Annotated in this window: 13 protein-coding genes; all 13 read right to left on the bottom strand. The window is 35.2% G+C overall.

The features are described 5' to 3' along the window. Positions 1–14 precede the first annotated feature (14 nt). The 13 genes from SCB73_RS18675 to SCB73_RS18735 all read right to left on the bottom strand — a co-directional run bounded on the left by SCB73_RS18675 (position 15) and on the right by SCB73_RS18735 (position 21,251). Positions 15–1,115, bottom strand: coding sequence for a DUF4434 domain-containing protein (locus SCB73_RS18675; protein ID WP_320567695.1), 1,101 nt, complete (start codon positions 1,113–1,115; stop codon positions 15–17). A 43-nt stretch (positions 1,116–1,158) separates the two neighbouring features. Beyond that, positions 1,159–2,040, bottom strand: coding sequence for a hypothetical protein (locus tag SCB73_RS18680; protein ID WP_320567696.1), 882 nt, complete (start codon positions 2,038–2,040; stop codon positions 1,159–1,161). 16 nt (positions 2,041–2,056) lie between these two features. Beyond that, positions 2,057–4,378, bottom strand: coding sequence for a glycoside hydrolase family 20 protein (locus SCB73_RS18685; RefSeq protein ID WP_320567697.1), 2,322 nt, complete (start codon positions 4,376–4,378; stop codon positions 2,057–2,059). A gap of 234 nt (positions 4,379–4,612) precedes the next feature. Continuing rightward, entirely contained in the window at positions 4,613–6,853 is a 2,241-nt protein-coding gene (locus SCB73_RS18690) for a GH92 family glycosyl hydrolase (RefSeq protein WP_320567698.1), read from the bottom strand. Further along, positions 6,853–8,082 (bottom strand): hypothetical protein, encoded by a 1,230-nt coding sequence (locus tag SCB73_RS18695; RefSeq protein ID WP_320567699.1) that lies wholly within the window; start codon positions 8,080–8,082, stop codon positions 6,853–6,855. Before SCB73_RS18695 ends, SCB73_RS18690 begins: the two co-directional genes overlap by 1 nt. 76 nt (positions 8,083–8,158) lie before the next feature. Further along, the gene (locus SCB73_RS18700; protein WP_320567700.1) at positions 8,159–9,289 is read right to left on the bottom strand and encodes a glycoside hydrolase family 10-like protein; all 1,131 of its coding nucleotides are present in this window, start codon (positions 9,287–9,289) and stop codon (positions 8,159–8,161) included. Between the two features lie 53 nt (positions 9,290–9,342). Further along, the gene (locus SCB73_RS18705; protein ID WP_320567701.1) at positions 9,343–11,169 is read right to left on the bottom strand and encodes a hypothetical protein; all 1,827 of its coding nucleotides are present in this window, start codon (positions 11,167–11,169) and stop codon (positions 9,343–9,345) included. 28 nt (positions 11,170–11,197) lie between these two features. After that, a complete protein-coding gene (locus SCB73_RS18710) occupies positions 11,198–13,042 on the bottom strand; it encodes a RagB/SusD family nutrient uptake outer membrane protein (protein WP_320567702.1) in 1,845 nt (614 codons plus the stop codon). 4 nt (positions 13,043–13,046) lie between these two features. Continuing rightward, a complete protein-coding gene (locus SCB73_RS18715) occupies positions 13,047–16,067 on the bottom strand; it encodes a SusC/RagA family TonB-linked outer membrane protein (RefSeq protein ID WP_320567703.1) in 3,021 nt (1,006 codons plus the stop codon). 34 nt (positions 16,068–16,101) lie between these two features. Further along, complete coding sequence (locus SCB73_RS18720) at positions 16,102–17,304, bottom strand: n-acyl-d-glucosamine 2-epimerase (RefSeq protein WP_320567704.1); 1,203 nt, start codon at positions 17,302–17,304, stop codon at positions 16,102–16,104. Positions 17,305–17,334: 30 nt separating this feature from the next. Next, positions 17,335–17,997 (bottom strand): GDSL-type esterase/lipase family protein, encoded by a 663-nt coding sequence (locus SCB73_RS18725; protein ID WP_320567705.1) that lies wholly within the window; start codon positions 17,995–17,997, stop codon positions 17,335–17,337. A gap of 4 nt (positions 17,998–18,001) precedes the next feature. Further along, positions 18,002–19,801 carry an FAD-dependent oxidoreductase gene (locus tag SCB73_RS18730; RefSeq protein ID WP_320567706.1) on the bottom strand — a complete coding sequence of 600 codons (1,800 nt, stop codon included), beginning with the start codon at positions 19,799–19,801 and terminating at the stop codon, positions 18,002–18,004. A gap of 34 nt (positions 19,802–19,835) precedes the next feature. Continuing rightward, positions 19,836–21,251, bottom strand: a complete 1,416-nt coding sequence (locus SCB73_RS18735) for a DUF5009 domain-containing protein (protein WP_320567707.1) — start codon at positions 21,249–21,251, stop codon at positions 19,836–19,838. Positions 21,252–21,290: the final 39 nt, after the last annotated feature.

Below are 21,290 nucleotides of genomic sequence, written 5' to 3' on the forward strand. Positions count from 1 at the left end.
ATTTTAAGACTTTATTATTTGATACCAAAATACTCTTTGTATCTGTCGTACAAATGACCTGCCTGCAAATAAGCTGACTGCGGACTCATAAAGTGCGAAAATTCAAAAGTGATTCCTTTTTGGTATCCTGCTCTTTGTGCAGCTTCTAATTTTAATCTCAATTTTTCAAATTTGATTGGGAAAAATTTGATTGGCATATCTCTGTCAAAAGTCTCAGCATTTGTCCAGCATTCCAATCCATATTTATCTCCAAGTTTTTTATTTACAGAGAAAAAAGCATCCAATTCATCATAATCAATGTGGCCATCTTGAAATGCACAAGCATCAACAGCACCTTTGATTCCGTCGAAGATTTCACCCCACTCCTTTTCGTGTTCTTGTACAGAAATCGCATCTTCTCTAGAAAGTTTTCCTGAAGCCGCCATTACTGCTTTTTTACCATCAATCCAAGGTGACATAAAGGTTGGCAACCCTCCAGAAACATCTTTACATAATTGTCCTAAAGTTCTAAATGATTCGATTGCTCCTTTAGTTTTGCGGCTGATTTCTCCACTTAAATACCAGCCCGCAAAACTTTTGTAGTGTCCGTATTTTTTCCAAACTTCTTCGATCACAAATTTATTTGCTTCTATTTCAGTTGTCATATCTCCAGTATCCCAATAAACACCAGAATCATATAATCCGAAATAAAACTTCATTTTATGTTTGTCGGCCAAACGTAAATACATATCCAAAAGATCAACGCCTGGTTTATAACAGCCTCTTTTATTAATCAAATAATCAGAATTATAAGTAATGAATTTTCTATAACCTGAACGAATCATAATAACAGTATCAATGCCAATTGCCTTCATGTGGGCAAAATCTTGATCCCATTCTTTTTCGCCCCAATTTTGATGCGGAATATCATGTGAAATCTCGTCTAAGAAAGTTCCTGTAATTCGTAATGCATTTCCTTTTGGAACCAATAATTCTGGACGATCTTGTGTAATTAATTCAGGTCTTTCTTCAGTTTTTATAGCTGAAGCACTTTCAAAAGAACTCAATAAAGGAATACTCATTGCAGATGCCGCACCTAATCCTAATTGGTTTAAAAAATCTCTTCTGGTTTTCATTTTTTATGTTTTTATAGCTTAGTAGTTATTTTTTTTTTGAATTTTATCTGGAACCAAAAATATCAATTGATTCGCCACTTTCACCAAATGGAGCTAAATTAAAGTAACTTTTTGCCGGACATTGCATATCTGTAAAGCGTTTCGTATGCATTGGAGCTTTTACGACACTTCCATTTACAGAACGAAACAGGAAAGTTTCAGTCCATTTTGCGCCCGTTACTTTTGCTGTAGTGGGTTGCGCTGGTTTTCCTTCATTTGATACTTGGTCAATGGCGTTTACACGTTTGTACTGCGCCATAAATGTTGGATCGTAGCCATCAACATCAAATATTTGCTCATATTTTTTTCCAGCACCTTCCACAATAAATTTTAGCTTTTTTGATTCTACCAATTGAATACTGATGGTAACCGTTTCTCCTGGATACCAATAATAAGCAGGTTCTGCAGGCGCATTCATGTAAAGTGCTGTTTGTCTTGATTTATAGCCTGTACGTCGCAAAAACGGACGAAATGCTTTATGCTCTTTACTTACTGTGCCATCTGCTTCGCGGATTACTTCCCAAGTCAATCCGATATCAGTTTCCTGCTCATCAGAATTTCCACCTAAATAAATCGAGGCATTGTCCAAATATGCACCAGGTTTATTCGGATTTGTTCTTGAAGGGTCGTACGTTAAAACAGGAAGCGTAACCGTTCCTCCAATTCCTAGCCAATAATCTTTACTGGAATAAGCTTTTCGATAATAAGCTCCTGCAAAACAAGGGCTTGACGGGGCAGGTGAAATTTCTTTTTCAAATTTGGTTTTAATTTGTTCTTCAATGCTTGTTTTTACAGTTGGTTTTGACTGTGAATTGCTTTCAGAACAACCAGCTAAAAAAAATAAGGCTGAAAGTGTGTATAATGGAAATAAAGAACTTTTTTTCATGGTTATTTAAATTGTGTTAGTTAATCGTAATTTCGTCAACAAATAAAAATGTAGGCTGTCCGGCAGAATAATGCCATTCTGGAATTTTTTCAAAAATTGGCGCCTTTATTTTAATAAATCTTGCGTCTTGTTTGGCAAAAACAGCTTTTAAATTTGTAATCTTTGGCCCATCCTCTTTTTGAGCGATTTTTAAATCTTGAGTATGAACTTCTTTAAAATTTATTCCGTCGGTTGAGATTAAAACCTGAAATTGTTTAGGTCCAAAAATCCAATCATTAGGAGAGGTAAAACTATTCATAGTAACTTCTGAAATTTGTTGAACTGATTTTAAATCTATAGTTGCCTCAAAATCATCTTTATAAAGTGCAATCCAATCTCCTGTGCTAAAAGCCGTTGTTCCTGTTCTTCCGTCAACCAGAGTTTTTCCACCATTAAAACGATAACGGTCAACGGGCTCGTTTTTTAAAACAATGGGTTTTGCCGTCGCTTTGTTAAATTCAAACTTTTTGGTGAAAACTTTGCTTTTATAATTTTCTGAAAGAACTGCCGCTTTTACGGTTACAGCGCTATTGACGATTATGTTTTCGCTATATTTTTTGCTTTGCAAAGTTGGTTCTGAACCATCCAAAGTATAATAAATAGGTGATTTGCTTGATGTTTTTAGATTTAAAATTAATTGACCATTTTCTGTATCAACTTTGTATTCTGGTGAAACCTCTAAAATATGTTTTGCATAATTGTAGTTCAGTTTATCATAGATTTTTAAGAAATCAGATAATCGCTTCAAGAAATCTCCATAATTCTTTTTATCGGCATTTGTCCAAATCACTTCGCTTAAAGCGGCAAGTCTTGGCAAAACCATGTATTCTGTCTGCGCATCGCTATCAATATATTCTCTCCAGAGATTTGCTTGCGCACCAATAACAAGTTTTCTTTCGTTCTCAGTCAATCCATCTGGAATTGGTTCGAAGGAATACACGCGCTCTAAATTTGTAAAACCGCCAATTGCCAAAGGTTCAGAGGCGGCGTCTGTACTTTGATAATAATCAAAATAAACATGCGAACTCGGTGTCATAATCGCTTTATGCCCTTGTTTCACTGCTTCTACTCCAGCCTGAGCACTTCTCCAAGACATTATGGTAGCATTTGGAGCAATTCCTCCCTCGAGTATTTCGTCCCAGCCTATAACTTGTTTTCCTTTTGCATTTAAGAATTTTTCGATTCTAGACATGCAATAACTCTGCAATTTTTCTTCAGCCGAATGTTTGCTGTCTTTTTGCAGGCCTAATTCGGCGATTTTTGCTTGACATTTAGGACATTTTTCCCATCTCTTTTTGGGGCATTCGTCACCTCCGATATGGAAATATTTGGAAGGAAAAAGCGGAATCAATTCTGTAAAAACTCCTTCTAAAAAAGTAAAAGTCTTTTCATTTCCAAGACAAAGAACATCGTCCGAAACTCCCCATTTTTTATACACTTCGTAGCCTTTGCCAATACAACCCAATTCTGGATAAGATGCAAGTGCAGCAACCATGTGACCTGGTAAATCAATTTCGGGAATAATTGTAATGAAACGTTTTTGTGCATACGCCACAATTTCTTTTATCTGTTCCTGCGTATAAAATCCTCCGTGTGGTTTTCCGTCATAAACGCCAACTTGTTTTCCTATTTGTGTTTCAGATCTTAAAGAGCCTATTTCAGTTAATTTTGGATACTTTTTAATTTCGACACGCCATCCTTGATCGTCGGTTAGATGCCAGTGAAATGTATTGATATTGTGAAAAGCCAATAAATCGATATACTTTTTCACGAATTCCACAGATGCAAAATGACGCGCAACATCTAAATGCATTCCACGATAAGCAAATCTTGGATAATCTGTAATTTGCACACTTGGAAGTTCAATAACCGATTTCGTTTCGTTTTCCAACAACACTTTTCGTAAAAGTTGTACACCATAAAAAGTTCCGGCACTTGTTGCTCCATTAATCAAAATCTGGTTCTGATTAACTGCGAAATTGTATGCTTCCTTATTATCATTTTTGAAATTATCATGTAAAACAATTCCATTAACCTTCGGATTTTCTGTTGAAATTTCAATTTTTAATCCATTTGCAATCTGAATGTATTCTGATAAAAAAACAGCAATCTGCTTTAAATTGTCATTCTTTTTCGGATAAAATATTTTTGAATCCGAATTAAGAATGAAAGGCTTTCCTTCAACTTCTTTTATAGATTGCGCCAAAGGAATTGTCCTGTAAATCTCATACTGATTTTCCTGCGCTGAAAGCGAGAAAATTCCAAAAAGAAGAATTATACAAATAATATACTTTTTCATGTTTAAATATATTTTTATAAATTAAAACATACTGCTTCCTTTTTTCACTCCCGATAGCTATCGGGATGAAAAGATTGAAAAGGATTTTTTCTCCCGCAGATTTTGCTGATTAAGCAGATTTTTTTCTAATCCTTTTAATCCTGTTAATCTGTGGCAATATTTTATCTGCCAATCTGCCAAGTCTGCGAGAGAAATTTTTAGCCCGCAAATTTGGCTGATTAAATATATTTTTATTTATTTTTTAACAATCTTACTCGTCATTTTAAAAACCAATTCGCCACCCGATGCAATTTGGTCGTGTTTAAAAAATAACGAGTTCAAAATCTTTCCGTTCAAAGTCACAGATTCTACATATTTATTTTCTGGAGCATTATTGATAGTCTTCACAATCAATTTTTTCCCTCTTTCCAAATCGATAGTTACTTTATCAAACAATGGTCTAGAAATCGTGTAAGTAGGATCTCCCGGCGCAACTTGATAAAAGCCAATTGCATTCAAAATATACCATGACGACATTTGTCCGCAATCTTCATTGCCGCTCAAGCCATCTGGAGCATTTCTGTATTGCTCTTTCATGATTTTATCGGCCAATTCTTGAGTTTTGAAAGGCTTGTTGATATAATTATAAAAGTAAATAATGTGATGGCTTGGCTCATTTCCGTGAGCATATTGTCCAATTAATCCCGAAATATCGGCAGATGCATCTGCTCCTTCCAATTTCGCAGTTGTATTAAACAAAGCATCTAGTTTTTCTTCAAAAGAAACTTTTCCTCCCATCAAATCAATTAGTCCGTTTACATCTTGTGGTACAAACCATGTCCACTGCCAAGCATTTCCTTCACAATACGGACTGTTCATATGGTCTGAAAACGAAGGATTAAATGGTCCGATAAATTTTCCGTTGCTGTCTAAAGCGCGCATGAAACCAGTTGCTTTGTCGTAGTATTTTTTGTAACGCATCCCACGTTCGGAAAGCCATTTATAGTCTTCCGTTTTTCCCATATCTTTTGCTACTTGAGCCAATGCCCAGTCATTGTAAGCATATTCTAAACCTCTTGAAGTAGCGAAAATCACATCTTTATCCGCAGGAATAAATCCCATTTCCTCGTTGTATTTTTTCCCTTTTGTCATGAGCCATTCCCAAATAGCAGGATGATTTACTTTTACTCCCGTTGTGTCATAAGGAATCGAACGCATCATGGCTTTATAGGCCAATTCTGTATCGTAACCTCGGATATTTTTGGTGTAAGCATCTGCAATTAAAGATGTTGAATGTGCCCCGATCATTGTTCCAGTATAATTGGCCGCCAAATCCCACATTGGCAACAAACCGCCTTGTTGGTATTTTATCAAAAGTGAATTGATAAACTCATTTGTTTTAGAAGGAGCAATCAAATCAATTAAAGGCATTTGCGCTCTGTAGGTATCCCAAAGCGAAAATACTGTATAATAGGTTCCAGAATCAAGTGTGTGAATTTTTAGATCTTGTCCGCGGTATCTTTTATCAGTGTCTGAATACGTTGACGGATGAATAAAAGCGTGATACAATCCTGTATAGAAAATCGTTTTCTGTTCTTGGGTTCCTCCTTCAATTTTAATTTTTTCAAGCTGGTTTTTCCATAATGCTGTTGCTTGCTTTTGGGTTTTATCAAAATCCCAGTGCGGAATTTCAGCATCTAGATTTTGCAAAGCGCCTCTTTCATCAACTGGAGAAATTCCAACCTTTGCTTTCACTTCTTTCGGATTTTCAAAATATAAAACCGCTTTGATATGAGCTGCTTTTAACTGTTTTCCGGAAACAATTTTATTGTCTTTGTACAATTCAACTTTAAAAGGTTTGTTGAATTTTGCATGAAAATAAACATAATCTCTTTTTGACCAGCCTTCAGTCAATCTCATTCCTCTAATTTCGGTATCGCTGATAATTTCTATCGAAGATTCCAAAACCTTTTGATTGTTCAGATTATGATGCAAATCAATAATAATTCCTGCTTCTTCTGAAGGAAATTTATATTCGTGAAATCCTGCTCTTGTCGATGCTGTCATAGAAGCTTTTATTCCATTATCAAAATTAACGGTATAAAAACCTGCCGAAGCTTTTTCATTTTTATGCGAAAAATTCAACGGATAATATTCTTTCAGATTCCCATTTTCTAATTGCAGTTTACCCGAGAAAGGCGTGAAAAGTACATCGGCAAAATCGGTCATCCCGGTACCGCTTAAATGTCTATGCGAAAAGCCTAAAATACTGGTATCCTCCGTATAATAACCGCTGCAAGCATCCCAGCCTTGCGTTCTTGTATCGGGACTCAATTGTACCATTCCGAAAGGAACTACAGCTCCCGGAAAAGTGTGGCCATGCCCGCCGGTACCAATAAACGGATTTACATATTGGGTAATATCATTTATTTTGTCCGTTTTCCCTGACGAAATAAAAAAACAGGCTAAGATTAAAGCTGGGATTAATTTTTTCATTATAATTTTGTATTTATGCTTTTTTCGAACTTTATCCAATCTGATTCTTGTAGCTCCAAGACATAGGCGTAACCTTTTTCAGTATTGGATTTTTGCCAAATATCAACTAATTTTTGCTGATCGCTTTGGGTTAAATTGCCTTTTTCGTTCCAAATTTCCTTGGTACACAAACATCCCATAGAAGGCGTTTGCCCGTAGAAAATCTGATTTTTGTATAACTCTTGATCTATCGTTGTTCCATGAAAATGAATTTCGCCTCTTCCTGCTTTTCCTGCCCAAAAAGTTTGCTGAATACTTAAATTTGAATACAGTTTCTTTGGGAAAAATTTCAAATAATCTTCCAAAAAAAAATCCTTTTTATCATTATTATAAAAAACAGATGCTTCACATTCAAAAGGCAAAAACGTAACAAAACTCAAAGTCGGTCCGATAAAAACATTTTCAGATTTGGCGAGACTTTCAATTTTAAACAAACCTATCGGCGTATTGCCATTTGTAATATACATTGGCAAATTAGTGGCGCTTCTGGCCAATTGATCCACAAAAACAACTTTTCCGTTTTCTTTTTCTAAGAAACCATTTTCATTCTGAACAAAAGCTTTTCCAGGCAAATCTCTGTTTGCATGCTGAATGGAATATAAAATTTTCTCTTTTTTAGCAGCATTAAATTTTATCAACTCAATCAAATCAGCGATTGAAATTGGTTTGTAATCTGATTTCAATTCGTTTCGTAAAGCCTGCATTACAGCACTACTATCATTAACAAACTTAGTTTGTAAAAGCTTTTTTACCTCTATTTTATTTTGTGCCAAATAATGTAGTGATGTTGCAAAAATTGAAGCATTTTCAGTTTCATTTTCTGCAATATCAGTCATTTCTGAAACAAATTGATTTGGAAAACAAGCAAATACCGATTCAAAAACTTTCTTTAAATCACGTTTTGATAGTTGTTTATAGTCTGACAATGCCTTTTTTAGGACTTTAAAATTCTGTTCTGAATTATCTATCACGAAAGCAGTTGCCCACGCATAGCTGTTCCAGTTTATGCTTTTATTGAAATTCAAATAAGCCGTCGCTTCCTGATTGATTATGGAATCCTTCAGTTTTATAAGCAGCTTTTCTCTAGATTCTTTTTTAGCAAAAGCAAAAGATTGATCTTGGGCAAAACCAGTCAAGCTCATTAAGAAAATGAGTGTAAAAAATAATATGGTATTTTTTTTCTGGCGCATATCGAAATTTTTCTCTGCTTGATTTTTATGTAAATACTACTGCCGAAAATGGATTTTGGCAGTAGCATTTTTTAAATTATTTGGTAGCGTATTTGGTAGTAAAATACTCAGAGTTGTATTTTAATCCTTCAAAAAAGAAGAAAATTTCTCCGTTTACATAATTGTTTCTATTCTCGTTCACCATTTGCTCTACAAACTGATTAGTAGCGTTGTACGTTCCAGATTGAATCAGAACTCCAGCAAACAATTTTGAACGATCCGCACTATTCTTCACATAAGAAACCTGTGATTTTAATGTTTGTGAATAAGCTGCAAAATCATAGCGATAAATCTGCGGAATTACATAATCGCAATATTTTTTATCCAACCAAGTTGGCCAATCCTGCAAATAATTATCCTTTGCCCAAGGATGTACACTTGGTGCCATTGAAACAATTACAGTAGGTTTTGCTGCTTTAACAGCTTTGTATAAATCGCCTAAAAATTCTGTCAATTTACTAGCTCTCCAATCTTGCCATGCAGCATCTTTTTCATTTGTTGGAGGATTAACACCTTTTTCGGTTTTATAAAGCTGTACTGTATAATCGTCATATCCTCCAGCAATTGGCATTGCAGGAAGTCTATCATCACCTTGAATACCGTCAACATCGTATTTTTTAACTACTTCCAAAATCAATGATTTCATAAAATTCTGAACATCCGGATTGATTCCATTCATCCATTCAAAACCATTTGACGAAACCAATAAATTTTTATTTACGTCTTTAGCAGCCCATTGCGGATATTTTTTTAAAATCACGCCACCTTGCTGTCCATTTGAAGCCGCAAAACCATATTCAAACCAAGCATGGACTTTTATTTTTTCTTTATGTGCTTCGGTAATCATTTCCAACAATGGATCTCTTCCTTCATAGCCTTCCATGATTGAAATACCGAATTCTTTATTCATGATTTCACTTGGATAAAGCGTTCTTCCTTTGTTCCAAACCACCACATAAATATCTGTAATGTTTGATTTTTTGCAGGTCTGTACCGTTTCTTTAATGGCATTTAACGAACCTAAAGCCGTTGAAGCTACATTGGTAACCCAAACACCTTTCATGGCTTTTCCTGTTTGAACTGGATTGTTTGGATAAACTCTCGGCGGTTCTTCACTATTGCACGCAAAAAATAATACGGCAAGCGATAAAATTAATAACTTTTTCATTTTTTATGTTTTTAAAGGAGATTTTCTCTTTCAAAGAAAATCTCCTAAAGTTTTTATTGTTCTAATTTGTAAACTGCTAGTTTATCGTTTGTTCCATAATACAATACGTGCAATTTGCCATTTATTACTGCAAAGTCAGCATCTACAGTATTATTAGCATTTGAAACTGCAGCTCCTGTAACTTCTAAAATTGGGCTTTCAAGAGCAGCTGTACTTGCTGTAGTGTAATCTACTAATCTGAAAACGTGCTTACCACCTACAAATGCAACATAAGCAATGTATTTTCTTCCTTTGTAAACAATTGTTTTACAATCTGTTGTTACAGAACCAGAAGTTGTTTTAAAAGTTTCAGAGAAAGAACCACTCATCAAATTGATGCCGCTATATGCTGTTCCTGTTGAAGCTCCAACAAATCCGGTATCATCAGGCTGCACACTGTAATAGAAACCAGTTCCTGAGTAAGGGAATGACTGCTGTGTTGGTGTTGGATTTAAAACTCCATTAACAACTTTCCAGATTAATACATTTGTTTTTTGTGCCAAAGGAACTGTAATTGTAGCATTTCCGTCTAAAGATCCTGATATGCTAATACCCGCAGTACGAGGTGCAAATGTTAGACCTAAACTGTTTTGAGAAAATGTAATATAGTTCGTTGGCGCTGCATCTGAAATAGAATTCCATTTGATGATTGATAAAGTCGTTGCCGCTCCTGCACCTGCTCCAAGCTGTACACCAAGGATTTTTCCGTTGTCATCTGTAGCCAGTTTTCTAATACCTGTAACTGCTCCACCGTCAAAGTTTGTACCTGTTTTAGCAAGTCCGTTTAAGTAGTTTCCTGACAAGTCATAAGCATTAATACCTAATACGGCAGTTTGCCCTGCATTCATTGCATTTGTTGCAATTACGATATTGTTTCCGCTGAATCCTGCAGATGAACCTGCATTTGCTGCAAAACCAAAATCAGCATGAGATTTTTCCAAAATTGGGTTTGATTTAATCAAAGGATTTTTGACTGTGAATTCACGCTCAATTCCGTCAGTTCCCGTTATTTTAACTTTAAATCCTGCTAATGTATTCACATTTGTTCCTTTGAAAGCAGGATCAATTGTATTTCCAAAAGAAGCATTAATTACAACTGTTGCATCTGAGAAATTAGTCAAATAAGGAACAACAGGCTGTACAATATTTTTAGCCGCATCAACGATGATAACTTCAGAAGTTACATCTCCATTGATTACCATGCTATTAATTTTTGCTGGACCTACCTGTTCAGATGTAAATACAACGTCGTATTTGTAAACTGTTACGCCGTCAACTCCTAAAACTTCTAAACTAAAAGGAGCTTTGCTTGGCAGATTAAAACTATAATCTTTCGCAGTTCCGTTTACATAATTTTTCAATGTTCCATTTGAGAAGTCATAAGTAACAGCCAAATTAGTAATATCTGTTCCAACCGGAACTTGAACAATTATAGATGTTTTTCCAAAGAAGATTTTATCTTTTGCAATTGGAAGTCCTACAACGCTTAAATTAGTCAATTTTGGAGGTGATTGTACTATAAGTTTCCAAACACTATTTTCACCGTCTTGACCCGAAATAGAAACATCTATTGGTTTTGTCAAATCACGATTAACATTGTTTTCTGGGCTTACAACAGTACCATTAGCAACTAAAATTTCTGTTTTAACATCCTTAAGATTAGTACCTGCAGGCAAAACAACCTTTGCCTCGTTCGCGTCATTTTCTGCAATGTTGTATAAAACATTATTCAATTTAACCGCTACAATCTTGGCCGATTGATAGCTGCGCTCGTCTTTAAAGCTATCGTCGCACGAGGACAACAGCACAAGACTCATAAGGAAACAAAATATTTTTTTCATTTTCTATCTTTATCTTTTTAATTAACAATTATTGACCGTAGCCATCATTTTGCGTAAGCTGTGGGGCTTTGTTTCTTTCTACTTGAGGAATTGGCCATAAATAGAATTTGTCATTCCAGTTGTTAGGTCTGTCTGCATCTCTTTGACGTAATTTGCTACCATATGCACCGTAAAGAGCCAAATCATTCAAATCTCTATCAGAACCTGCTGCTCCATAAGTTGGAACCATATCTGCGGTAACTTGCGTGTAACCATCAGGATACGTATTTGTAGCCGCATTTACTCCAGTTGCAATTGGGAAACCGTATGTTTTTTCAGCATTTTCTAAAGCTCCAGTTCTCCATCTTCTCATATCGAAGAAATGTAAACCTGCTTCTCTGATAAGTTCTACTTTACGTTCTCTACGAACCAATTGTCTTAATTTTGCTTGATCTGTAAGTGTTGTTGCAGGCATGTTAACTCTCGCTCTTACCTCATTGATAGCACCTGTTACTGTGCCATCAATTTGATTCAATTCGATTTTCGCTTCAGCATACATCAACAAAATCTCAGCGTAACGCATCATCAAAATATTGTATGAAGGCTCAGAAACAATTTCGTCATTAAAATAATTGTATTTTCTCCATAAATATCCAACACCGCTCTGAATGTAACCATATTGCGCCACAGAACCTGTATAATCAAGATTTGAAATTGAAGTCGAGTTGTTTGCGGCATCAAATGACAAAGTTGTCGGTTTGTACAGCTCCATAATAATGTTCAATTTTACACCTCCATTGTTCGCAATGATGTTAGATTTATGTGTATAAATCGACATTTTTAAACGAGGATCTCTATTTGCAAATGGATTTTTAGGATCATAGCCAGAACCTGGTTCGTCAATTCTTTTTCCGTTTGCCATTTCAAAAGTATCCACTAACAATTGAGTAGGGAATCTTCCTGATTGTCCTCCTACTGTTCTTGCCATTTCACCAAATGACTGGTAATGTGTCTTTTTTGATGCTTGATCAGAATAAGCAAGTGCAAAAATATTTTCTCTTTTTGCTGGTCCAGTAAGTTGTCCTGCTCTTGTAAATAAATCATCAAAATTTGGTGCTAAACCTCTTCCAGATTCTTGAATAATTCTTCTTGAAGTTTGGGCTGCAATGTCAAAATAATATGCCGCTTTTGCCGCATTTTTCGTTCCCTTTTGGCCAAAACCTTCTTTGCACCAAGATCCAGCGTACAAAGCAATTCTAGCTTTTAGACCCAAAGCGTACGATTTATCGGCACGCCCTAGTTCTGTAGCTTGCCAAGGCAATTGAGTACTAGCTTCTTCAAGATCGTTTAATAAATAATCAACAATTTCCATCCAAGGTTTTCTTGTTGCGTTTTTTTGCTCTTCTGGTGTAACCGACTTTGTAAAGAAAGGCACATCTCCATATAAAGAAATCAAGTAATGATAGTGAGTCGCTCTGATTACTTTATTTTCTGCTACATATTGTTTTGCTTTATCGCTTAAACCATCAATATATGGTGCAGAACCTTCAATAACCGTATTTGCTCTGGCAACTCCTTTATAAAAGTTAGCCCATTGTGCTTCTACAATAAAGTTGTTTTCCAAGTTTACGTTGTTTACTCCAATCGAGCTGTTATCGGCTCTTTCAATTCCCATTGGAGTGTACATGTCATAAAGCGTGAAAAACGGCAATTGGCTGCTTTCCATGTATAAACCTTGATAAGAACCGTTCGTACCTTGCTTAATTGCTGCTTCGTTGTTGTAAAAGTTTGAGGATAAATAATCACTCAAAGGCTCTTTGTCTATATAGTCATCACAAGATCCTAACCCAACGATAAGGCTTAATCCTATAACTGTTTTCTTAATTAAATTCATCTTGTTAAAATTTTAAATTAGCACCTACTGTTACCGTCTGCATGATTGGATAAAACTCTCCTCCTAAATTTCCTCCATAGCTTACTTCTGGATCATAACCTGGGAAGAAATGACTCAAAGTCCACAAGTTTTGTCCGCTTACATAAAGACGAAGACCATCAATATGAGCTTTTTCTAAAAATGTTTTTGGAAGACTGTATCCTAAAACAATATTTTTCAATCTTAAGTAAGCTCCGTTTTTAACCCATTTGTCTGATGCAACAAAGTTATCAGCAGAGTTCGCTTCAGGAACTAAAATTGGATACTCGGCATCTTGATGATCAGGTGTCCAAGAATCTACTTGATGTGCAAATAAGTTTGATCCGTTGAAGAATGGTCTTACTCCAATACCGCTCATCAATACTTTGCGTTCTCCAACTCCTTGGAAAAAGCAAGTCAAATCAAAGTTTTTATAACTTGCTGTCAAATTCAATCCGTACTCATAATGAGGAAATGGATCTCCTAAATACACTTTGTCATTTTCTGTAATAAGAGTAGGATTTGCTCCAGTTGGATCCATTTTTACATACTTCACATAACCTGGTTTTGTTGCATTAGATAATTTTGGAGAATTTGCTACATCGGCAGCATCTACATAATATCCATCTGTTTTATAACCCCAAATTCCGCCGTTAGGATATCCTACAGTAACAGATCTGTCTGAGTTTGGTCCGTATAATTTTGTAATCTCATTTTCATTATTGCTCAAGTTTCCTGTTACGCTGTAGTTAAAATCTCCAATGTGATTTTTGTACGTAAGACTAACTTCCCAACCTTTATTCTGCATATCTCCAGCATTAGTATAAGTTGCGTTAAGTCCTGTATAATAAGTCACTGGATAAACCAAAAGCATATCGTAAACGTCTTTTATGTAATAATCAAACGTAGCAGAAAGTTTTCTGTTGAAGAAAGTAGCATCAAGCCCAAAATCAGTCTGTTTTGATTTTTCCCATGTAATATTAGGATTCGATAATGTAGTTTGCGCTACACCTTGAGCTAATTGTTTGTCAAGCCAATAGCTATATCCCGGCTGAATTGTTGATGCATAAGGATAGTTTCCGATATCTTGATTTCCTAAAGTTCCTACAGAAGCTCTTAGCTTGAAATCACTTACATAATCCAAGATTGGCTCCATAAATTTCTCTTTGCTCACCATCCATCCAGCAGAGAAAGATGGGAAGAATCCCCAACGTTGTCCTTCACTAAATCTAGAAGAACCATCGTAACGGCCAGTTACTTCAAACAGATATTTTCCACCAAAATCATAATTAAATCTTCCATAAAAAGAAGACATAGCCCATTCTGTTGCTCCACCTGTTGCTGATGCTGTAGCTCCGTCGCCGTTTACTAAATAATATCTTTCTAAGTCAAAACCATTTTTGCTAGCGCTTATATCTTTAAGAATGTTATTCTCGCTTTGCGTTCCTGCCATTATTTTAAAATCATGCTCTCCGAAAGTTTTAGCATATGAAGCTTGTGCTCTAAAATAGTTGCGAACATTGGCACTATAAGCCTCCGTAACACCATCTCTAGCTGGGTAAAAACCTTGTACCACACCTTTTAATGAAGTCATATATGGAGTTGTGATAAACGTACCTCTGTTTTCAGTTTTTCTGTAGCTATACTGTGCTAATAATTCCAACCCGCTTGCTGGAGTAGCAATCAAGGTAGCGTTTAACAAAATCTCTGGTCTTTCAATTGTCTGGCTTCCTGAAGCTTCTGCATTTGCCACAGGATTGTCTCCATTTTTGCCATATCCCCAATTACCATCAATTTCTTTAACTGCAGAAAGCGTTGGCAACATATACAATGCTTTGTTTATGATTCCTTTTGGAGTTGAAATTCCAGGTGTTAACTGAGTAGAAGTTCTATATGAAATTTCATTGTTTAATTTTAACCACTCATTAATTTTTGCATCAGTATTTAATCTGACATTGATTCTTTTGAAATTATTATTTTCAATTAAACCATCTTGCTTAAGAGAAGTTAAAGCTCCAAAATATTTAATGTCTTTTCCTCCTCCAGACAATGAAATGTTGTTATTGGTCATGATTGCGCTCTTTTTGATCGTAGCATCTTTCCAATCTGTATCATATCTGTTCCAGTTGTCTGGTTTGTAATTTCTTTGATCTGCAATCATTTGCTCTCTTGCCGCTCTCTGATCTGCAGGAATCGTAACTCCAGCGTTATCCAAAGAATTCAATTCAGCTTGAAGATAATCAGCTGCTTTTAAAACTACAGGCATGTTTGTAGGCGATTGGATTGAAGTATAAGCATCAAGACTTACTTTCATTTTTCCATCTTTTCCTCTTTTTGTTGTAATCAAGATTACCCCATTTGAAGCTCTTGATCCGTAGATAGAAGCTGAAGCCGCGTCTTTAAGAACTGAAACATTTTCAACCGTATTCATATCTACTTGATTGATATCCATCTCAATACCATCTACCAATACTAATGGAAATGTGCTTGAATTTACAGAACCAATACCTCTAATTCTGATATTAGAACCATCACTTCCCGGCTCTCCAGAAGTTTGTTGTACAGTAACCCCTGCAATAGTTCCTTGCAATCCAGTTGATAATGAAGCAACTGCTCTTTTGTTCAAATCAGCACCTTTTACAATTCCGATAGCTCCTGTCAAAGTTGCTTTCTTTTGCGTTCCATATCCAACAACAACCACCTCTTGCATTTGGTTTGTTACAGACTGCATTTGTATTTTTATAGAAGTTTTTCCCGTAGCATCTACCGTCATGTCTTTAAATCCGATGTAACTTACAAGCAGCGTTGTTTTTTGGTTGGGTACATCTAATTGAAAACTTCCGTTAAAATCTGTCGAAGCTCCTGTTTTTGAACCTTGGATCAAAACATTAGCTCCCACCAGCGGCATGCCGTCAGAATCTGTAATCACCCCTTTTAACTGTCTTGTCTGTGCCTCAGCAAACAGCGAGACCAAACAAAACATCAAGAATAATATTCCTTTTTTCATAGTTAATAATAATTTTGGTTTTTGATTAATTAGTTTATTTTAAAGTCGTCCATAATTCGTACAATCCTCTAGGAACATGAAAACATCCTTTCCATTTTCCTCCTTTTGCTTCCAAAAGCGGTTTTCCTTCTCTGGTCAGATAGCCAAACCATTCTCCTTTGTATTTTTCATCTCTAAAGTGGTTCCAGGTATAATCGTGAAGTTTTACAAACCATTCCTTGCTTTTTTCGTTACCTGTTAGTTTATAAGCTTTCGCAAAAGAAATCATGGTTTCAATGTGAACCCACCATAACTTTTGATTCCATTGCAATTCTTGTGTTGGGTGGCCTTTGATATCTAAGAAATAATAGATTCCTCCAAACTCTTTATCCCAGCCAAATTCTGTTGTTTTGATTAAAATTTCTTCGCATTGCTTAACAAGCTCTGGTTTATTGTATCGAGCCGCGATATCCATCAAGAACCACATTGATTCATTTCCGTGACCCGGATTGATGATTCTTCCTTCAAAACTGTCACTAAAAGCACCATTTGCTCCCACATTTTCCATGATGATGCCATGTTCTTTGTTTAAGAAATTAGTCATGATATCTTCAATAAGAGGCGGAATCATTCGATCTACCACTTCTTTACCAATTGCTTCTTCGAGAAGAAGAGACAGATTGCATAAAATCATCGGAAGAGAAAAGTTTTTCAACTCTCTTGTACCGTTGTAAGCTTTACTCCATTTCCCTTTCGGATTATTTTGTCTTGCGATAATATTATTATAGGTATTTACGGCAACTTCCTTATGCAAAGAGTCGTTTGTGGCTTTGTACAATTCTCCAAAAGCCATTGCAGCAAAACAATCTGAAAAGATATTATACGGAACTACTAAAGGCTCTCCTTTTTGGTTTAAAGAAAAATACCAGTTCCCTTCTGCATCTCTTCCGTTTTCCAATAAAAATTTTGCTCCATGAAGTGCAATATCAAGCCATTCTTGTTTTTTCTCTACTTTATTATAAAGCATCGAAAAAGTCCATACTTGTCTACCTTGCAACCAGATGAATTTATCAGTATCGTAAACGTTACCTTGCCTGTCCAAACAAGTAAAATATCCGCCGTACTGATTATCAATAGAATATTTCTCCCAAAACGGAATCACTTCTTTTAATAACTCATCTTTGTATAAGCCCGCGTATTGACCCAAATCTGTATGCTGAATCTGGTCAAATTTGATATCATTATTAGTCTCTAACATTTACACTATATTTTTAAAAGTTTATTATTTCTACTCAATGTATTTTTTTATAATGGATGCCCATAACAGATAACCAGGACCTAAAAGATGCAGTCCGTCATTTGTATAGGATTTGCTTAGCTTTCCGTTTTGATCCAAGAAATGCGGAAAAAGATTTATAAATTCAGCTTTATTTTCTTTAGCCAATTTTTCTAATTCTATATTCATTTCTTTTATTGTTTCCATTTTTCCTTGATGATTTTTGAATGTATCAAACTCATCATTTGTGGGTAAAATGCTTTGAATATAAATTACCGTTCTAGGACTATCATTTTTTAATTTTGATATTATGTTTTGATAGTTTTTTAAAATTGTTTCGGTACTGATTTTTTGAGCGATATCATTAATCCCGATGAGAATAAAGACCTTTTTAGGTTTACGTTTTACGATTTCATCCATACGGTCCAAAACTCCTAAAGTGATATCACCAGAAATTCCTCTGTTTTTTACTTTCCCTCCCGAAAAAATTTCATCCCAATTAGCACAATTCGTTATACTATCGCCTAGCAAAATAATTTCGTTTTTGCCTGCAGGCATCGCTTCAAAAAACGAACGTCTTTGATCATAGAAATAATTATGAAAAACCTGCTTGTTTTCTTGAGCTAAAAGCCCCATAAAAAGAGTGGAAAAGAAAACACAAATACTTTTGAACATTTTACTATTTTTTGGCTTTAATATTTCCAGAAAAATCAATTTCTTTTTCAAATGCATGCAGGCTTTCTTCAATTAATATTGCCAAGTTTCTTTTGCTTATTGGATTTGCCGAAAGATTTTCTTTTGAGAATTTAGCCCCCGCTTTAGTTAAAAGATTAACTGCTTCCTGCTCTGTTAGAATTGCCGCACTTTTAACAATTTTATTTTTCTTATTAAACTGATTCAAGCCTTCTGTAAATTCCTGAACTGTAATATTTTGTTCTGGATAAAACCAAGTTCTGTTTGCCCATTTGTAGCTTTCGCCTTTTGTTTTTAAAATTCCTGTTGCAGTAATTTTTTGAATAGCTTCAAAAGCAGGATCTGTAGGTTTTACATCATACAAAGGCATGATGTATGCTTTTTGATTTAAAAGTGATTGTTGCACTTCTCTTACTGAAACCTTACGTGGCTCTATATTATTTTTAATTGCAACTCCTGCCAAAGTTCCTGCTGCCTGTCCTGTCAATAAAACTACAGGTTGTAGACGTGTTGCACCATTAATTAAATTTGAAGCTGAAATCGCTTTATCTGAGACTATAAATCCATCAACTTTTTCAGGAATTAGAGATCCTAGCGGCACATTATAAGAAGGTACCGCTGGAAATCCAAGATCAGGGGCATTTGGGTTTTGTTTGTGATGATGATCTACAGGATAATCTCCAACAGAAATTCCTGTTTTATACAAAGCTTCTTTTTGATTGTATGGGTCGGCAACGTGATTGTAAGTCAAAAACGAAACTCCTTTCACGCGTCGTCCTTCACGGTAATATGGCGCGTAAGCCAACAAATCTGAAGTATTAAATTCGTCGTCAGCTAAGCCAAGATTCTTATATCCAAGTTCATTTTGTATATAATAAACAAACTGTAAAGTGTAATTTCTTGCTTTTAATAATTCTTTATTTCGATCTTCTCTTGATAATTCAACCACATCAAGATATACATCGTTGCCTTTTTTAGGCCAGTTGATCATGTACTTATTATTCGGCATTTTACCGTACGATAACATTTTATCGCAATCAATATCTTTGTGGTCAACTGTTTCCATGCAAGAACCAGTAAAATTTGAGGCTGAATAATTGCTTGGTTTTGCGATAGTTTTGTCCGTTCCTTTGCCATAATCTTTTAAGATGGCTACCCAAGTTAAATCCTGAACAATGTTATTGGCTTTTAATGGTGCGTTGGCTTCTTTGGTTTCTTTTTGAGAATCCATTCCTAAGCGATAAGCTGCTCCAGCCATTTTCAGCGTTTCACCGATGTCTGTAGCGTCAATTGTGATTTTTGCATGAACTTCAAGAGTCTCATTTTTATCATTTTTGAAAGTAGCGCCTTTAACTGAATTTCCTACTTTCAAAATACTTGTTACGTAGTAGCCATGAATAATTGCAAGATTTTTCTCTTTTGCAGCAATTTGATTGAAAATCTTATTCCCAACAGAAGGCTCAAAAAGAGTATTGCTAACCCAGCCTGTTTCAAGAGCTGCAGCTCCGCCGTAATAATCTCTAAGCGCACCTCTGAATTCATTCCAGATTCCAGAATCTAAATTATGATTACCATCGCAGGCACCAACTCCTTGCAAAGTAAACATACCTCCTATCCATGGTGATTCTTCAACAATCAATGTATTAGCTCCCAATCTGGAAGATGCAATACCAGCAGATGTTCCACTGGTAGAGCCTCCAATTACTAAAACGTCAACCGTTTTTTTGGTGATATTCTGAGAATATCCATAACAAAATAAAAAAAATGCGATTATTTGAATTTTCATAATATATAATATTTTAATAGCAAGAGTGAATTCTTTAGGTTCTCCAAAATATTTTTTTTCTAGAGAAAAAAGTTGTTATCAAAACAGCTAATACAGTAAGTATAAAACCTCTCAAAAATCCTGTAAAAGCATTTTCATTGAATACGTCAAAATAATTTGTAATGGTTAAAATGGTGAGAATTGGCATCACAACCATAGACGTCGCGACATAGGCGATCATTGGATTTTGTCCTGTCAAAACCAAAAATTTAGTAGCTCTAATGCATTTGAAATAATCGCAAACCACTGAGAAAAAAAGTATCGCAAAAAATGCCAAACCTGAAGTAACGAAATAATAACTGTACGTTGAAGTATCCTTTCTTATTCCGCCTTCATAAGCTTCTAGAAACAATCCTAATACTAAACAGTAAGCTCCTGCCGAAAAAAGTTTTTTCCAAAAAACACCAAACTCTGAAGTATTTGATTTTAGAATAAAATAATTCAAAATCAATAAACCTAAAGCAACTACAAGATTCATTTCCAATTCACGTACAAATAAAAAATAAACGTTGCTTATAATAATTGATAAAGAAACCAGACTGATCACTATTGCCTTGTTATCATTTTCTCGCACTTCATTTTGTGGCGCAACAGTCCATTCTTTTATATATTCTCCGGCAAGAGTTCCTGGAATTACGATAAAGAAATATTTTAAGTAATAAAATTTATAAGCCCATGCAAACGGCGTAAAATCATACAATTGCTTTACCCAGCCATCGTTTGTGCTGGCTAAAAAAACGGCCATAATAAATGGCAAAACCAATAAGCGATAAACTGGCTTTTTAAAGGTAAAAATATAAATCACACTTGCCAAAAAAGCCATATTTGCAAGTACAATCAGAATAATATCGCTGTAATAAAGATCAAAATCATGATTTTCTTTTCCTTGAAAATTTATCGCCAATAGCAAGGCGAATCCAATTGCAAAAGCAGCCAATTTTATAATGGAACTATTTAATTCGGGATTTTTTGAAGCTTTTATAAATGGCAGTGTTTCTGTTGAAAACATAAAAAACATCAGAATAAAACTGCCAAGCGAAATTATGCTTGAAACAATAGTAGCAGGATTACTTATTACAAATGGTCTCATATGCTCAAAAAATATGGCGAAAAAGACCAATTGCAGCCCTCTAAAAAAGGAATCTCGACAGAGCACCCATTTATTAGCGCCACTTTCTAATTTGCTTCCTAATGAAAAAGGAAATGCCGCGCCCATTGAAAATAAAAAGAAAGGAAAAACTAAATCTACCCAGGTAATTCCATAAATATTCGGATTAAATGATGAGTTGGGAGGCACTTGAGCATGCGCCATCCAAGCGGGCAAATACGTAAGGATCATTTGTCCAGAAAGTATCATTGCGATAATCGCAAATCCTCTTAAGGCATCTATAGACAAAGCTCTTGTTTTCATATCCAGATTTTAAAAATCAATTATTTTTGAGACAATATT

The sequence above is a fragment of the Flavobacterium sp. KACC 22761 genome (assembly GCF_034058155.1).
Taxonomy (GTDB): domain Bacteria; phylum Bacteroidota; class Bacteroidia; order Flavobacteriales; family Flavobacteriaceae; genus Flavobacterium.

What these genes read in the sequence shown, in the direction of transcription:
- SCB73_RS18690 (WP_320567698.1), bottom strand. Translation starts at nt 6,853, where the DNA reads ATGAAAAAATTAATCCCAGCTTTAATCTTAGCCTGTTTTTTTATTTCG.
- SCB73_RS18720 (WP_320567704.1), bottom strand. Translation starts at nt 17,304, where the DNA reads ATGTTAGAGACTAATAATGATATCAAATTTGACCAGATTCAGCATACA.
- SCB73_RS18725 (WP_320567705.1), bottom strand. Translation starts at nt 17,997, where the DNA reads ATGTTCAAAAGTATTTGTGTTTTCTTTTCCACTCTTTTTATGGGGCTT.
- SCB73_RS18730 (WP_320567706.1), bottom strand. Translation starts at nt 19,801, where the DNA reads ATGAAAATTCAAATAATCGCATTTTTTTTATTTTGTTATGGATATTCT.
- SCB73_RS18735 (WP_320567707.1), bottom strand. Translation starts at nt 21,251, where the DNA reads ATGAAAACAAGAGCTTTGTCTATAGATGCCTTAAGAGGATTTGCGATT.
- SCB73_RS18705 (WP_320567701.1), bottom strand. Translation starts at nt 11,169, where the DNA reads ATGAAAAAAATATTTTGTTTCCTTATGAGTCTTGTGCTGTTGTCCTCG.
- SCB73_RS18700 (WP_320567700.1), bottom strand. Translation starts at nt 9,289, where the DNA reads ATGAAAAAGTTATTAATTTTATCGCTTGCCGTATTATTTTTTGCGTGC.
- SCB73_RS18710 (WP_320567702.1), bottom strand. Translation starts at nt 13,042, where the DNA reads ATGAATTTAATTAAGAAAACAGTTATAGGATTAAGCCTTATCGTTGGG.
- SCB73_RS18675 (WP_320567695.1), bottom strand. Translation starts at nt 1,115, where the DNA reads ATGAAAACCAGAAGAGATTTTTTAAACCAATTAGGATTAGGTGCGGCA.
- SCB73_RS18685 (WP_320567697.1), bottom strand. Translation starts at nt 4,378, where the DNA reads ATGAAAAAGTATATTATTTGTATAATTCTTCTTTTTGGAATTTTCTCG.
- SCB73_RS18695 (WP_320567699.1), bottom strand. Translation starts at nt 8,082, where the DNA reads ATGCGCCAGAAAAAAAATACCATATTATTTTTTACACTCATTTTCTTA.
- SCB73_RS18715 (WP_320567703.1), bottom strand. Translation starts at nt 16,067, where the DNA reads ATGAAAAAAGGAATATTATTCTTGATGTTTTGTTTGGTCTCGCTGTTT.
- SCB73_RS18680 (WP_320567696.1), bottom strand. Translation starts at nt 2,040, where the DNA reads ATGAAAAAAAGTTCTTTATTTCCATTATACACACTTTCAGCCTTATTT.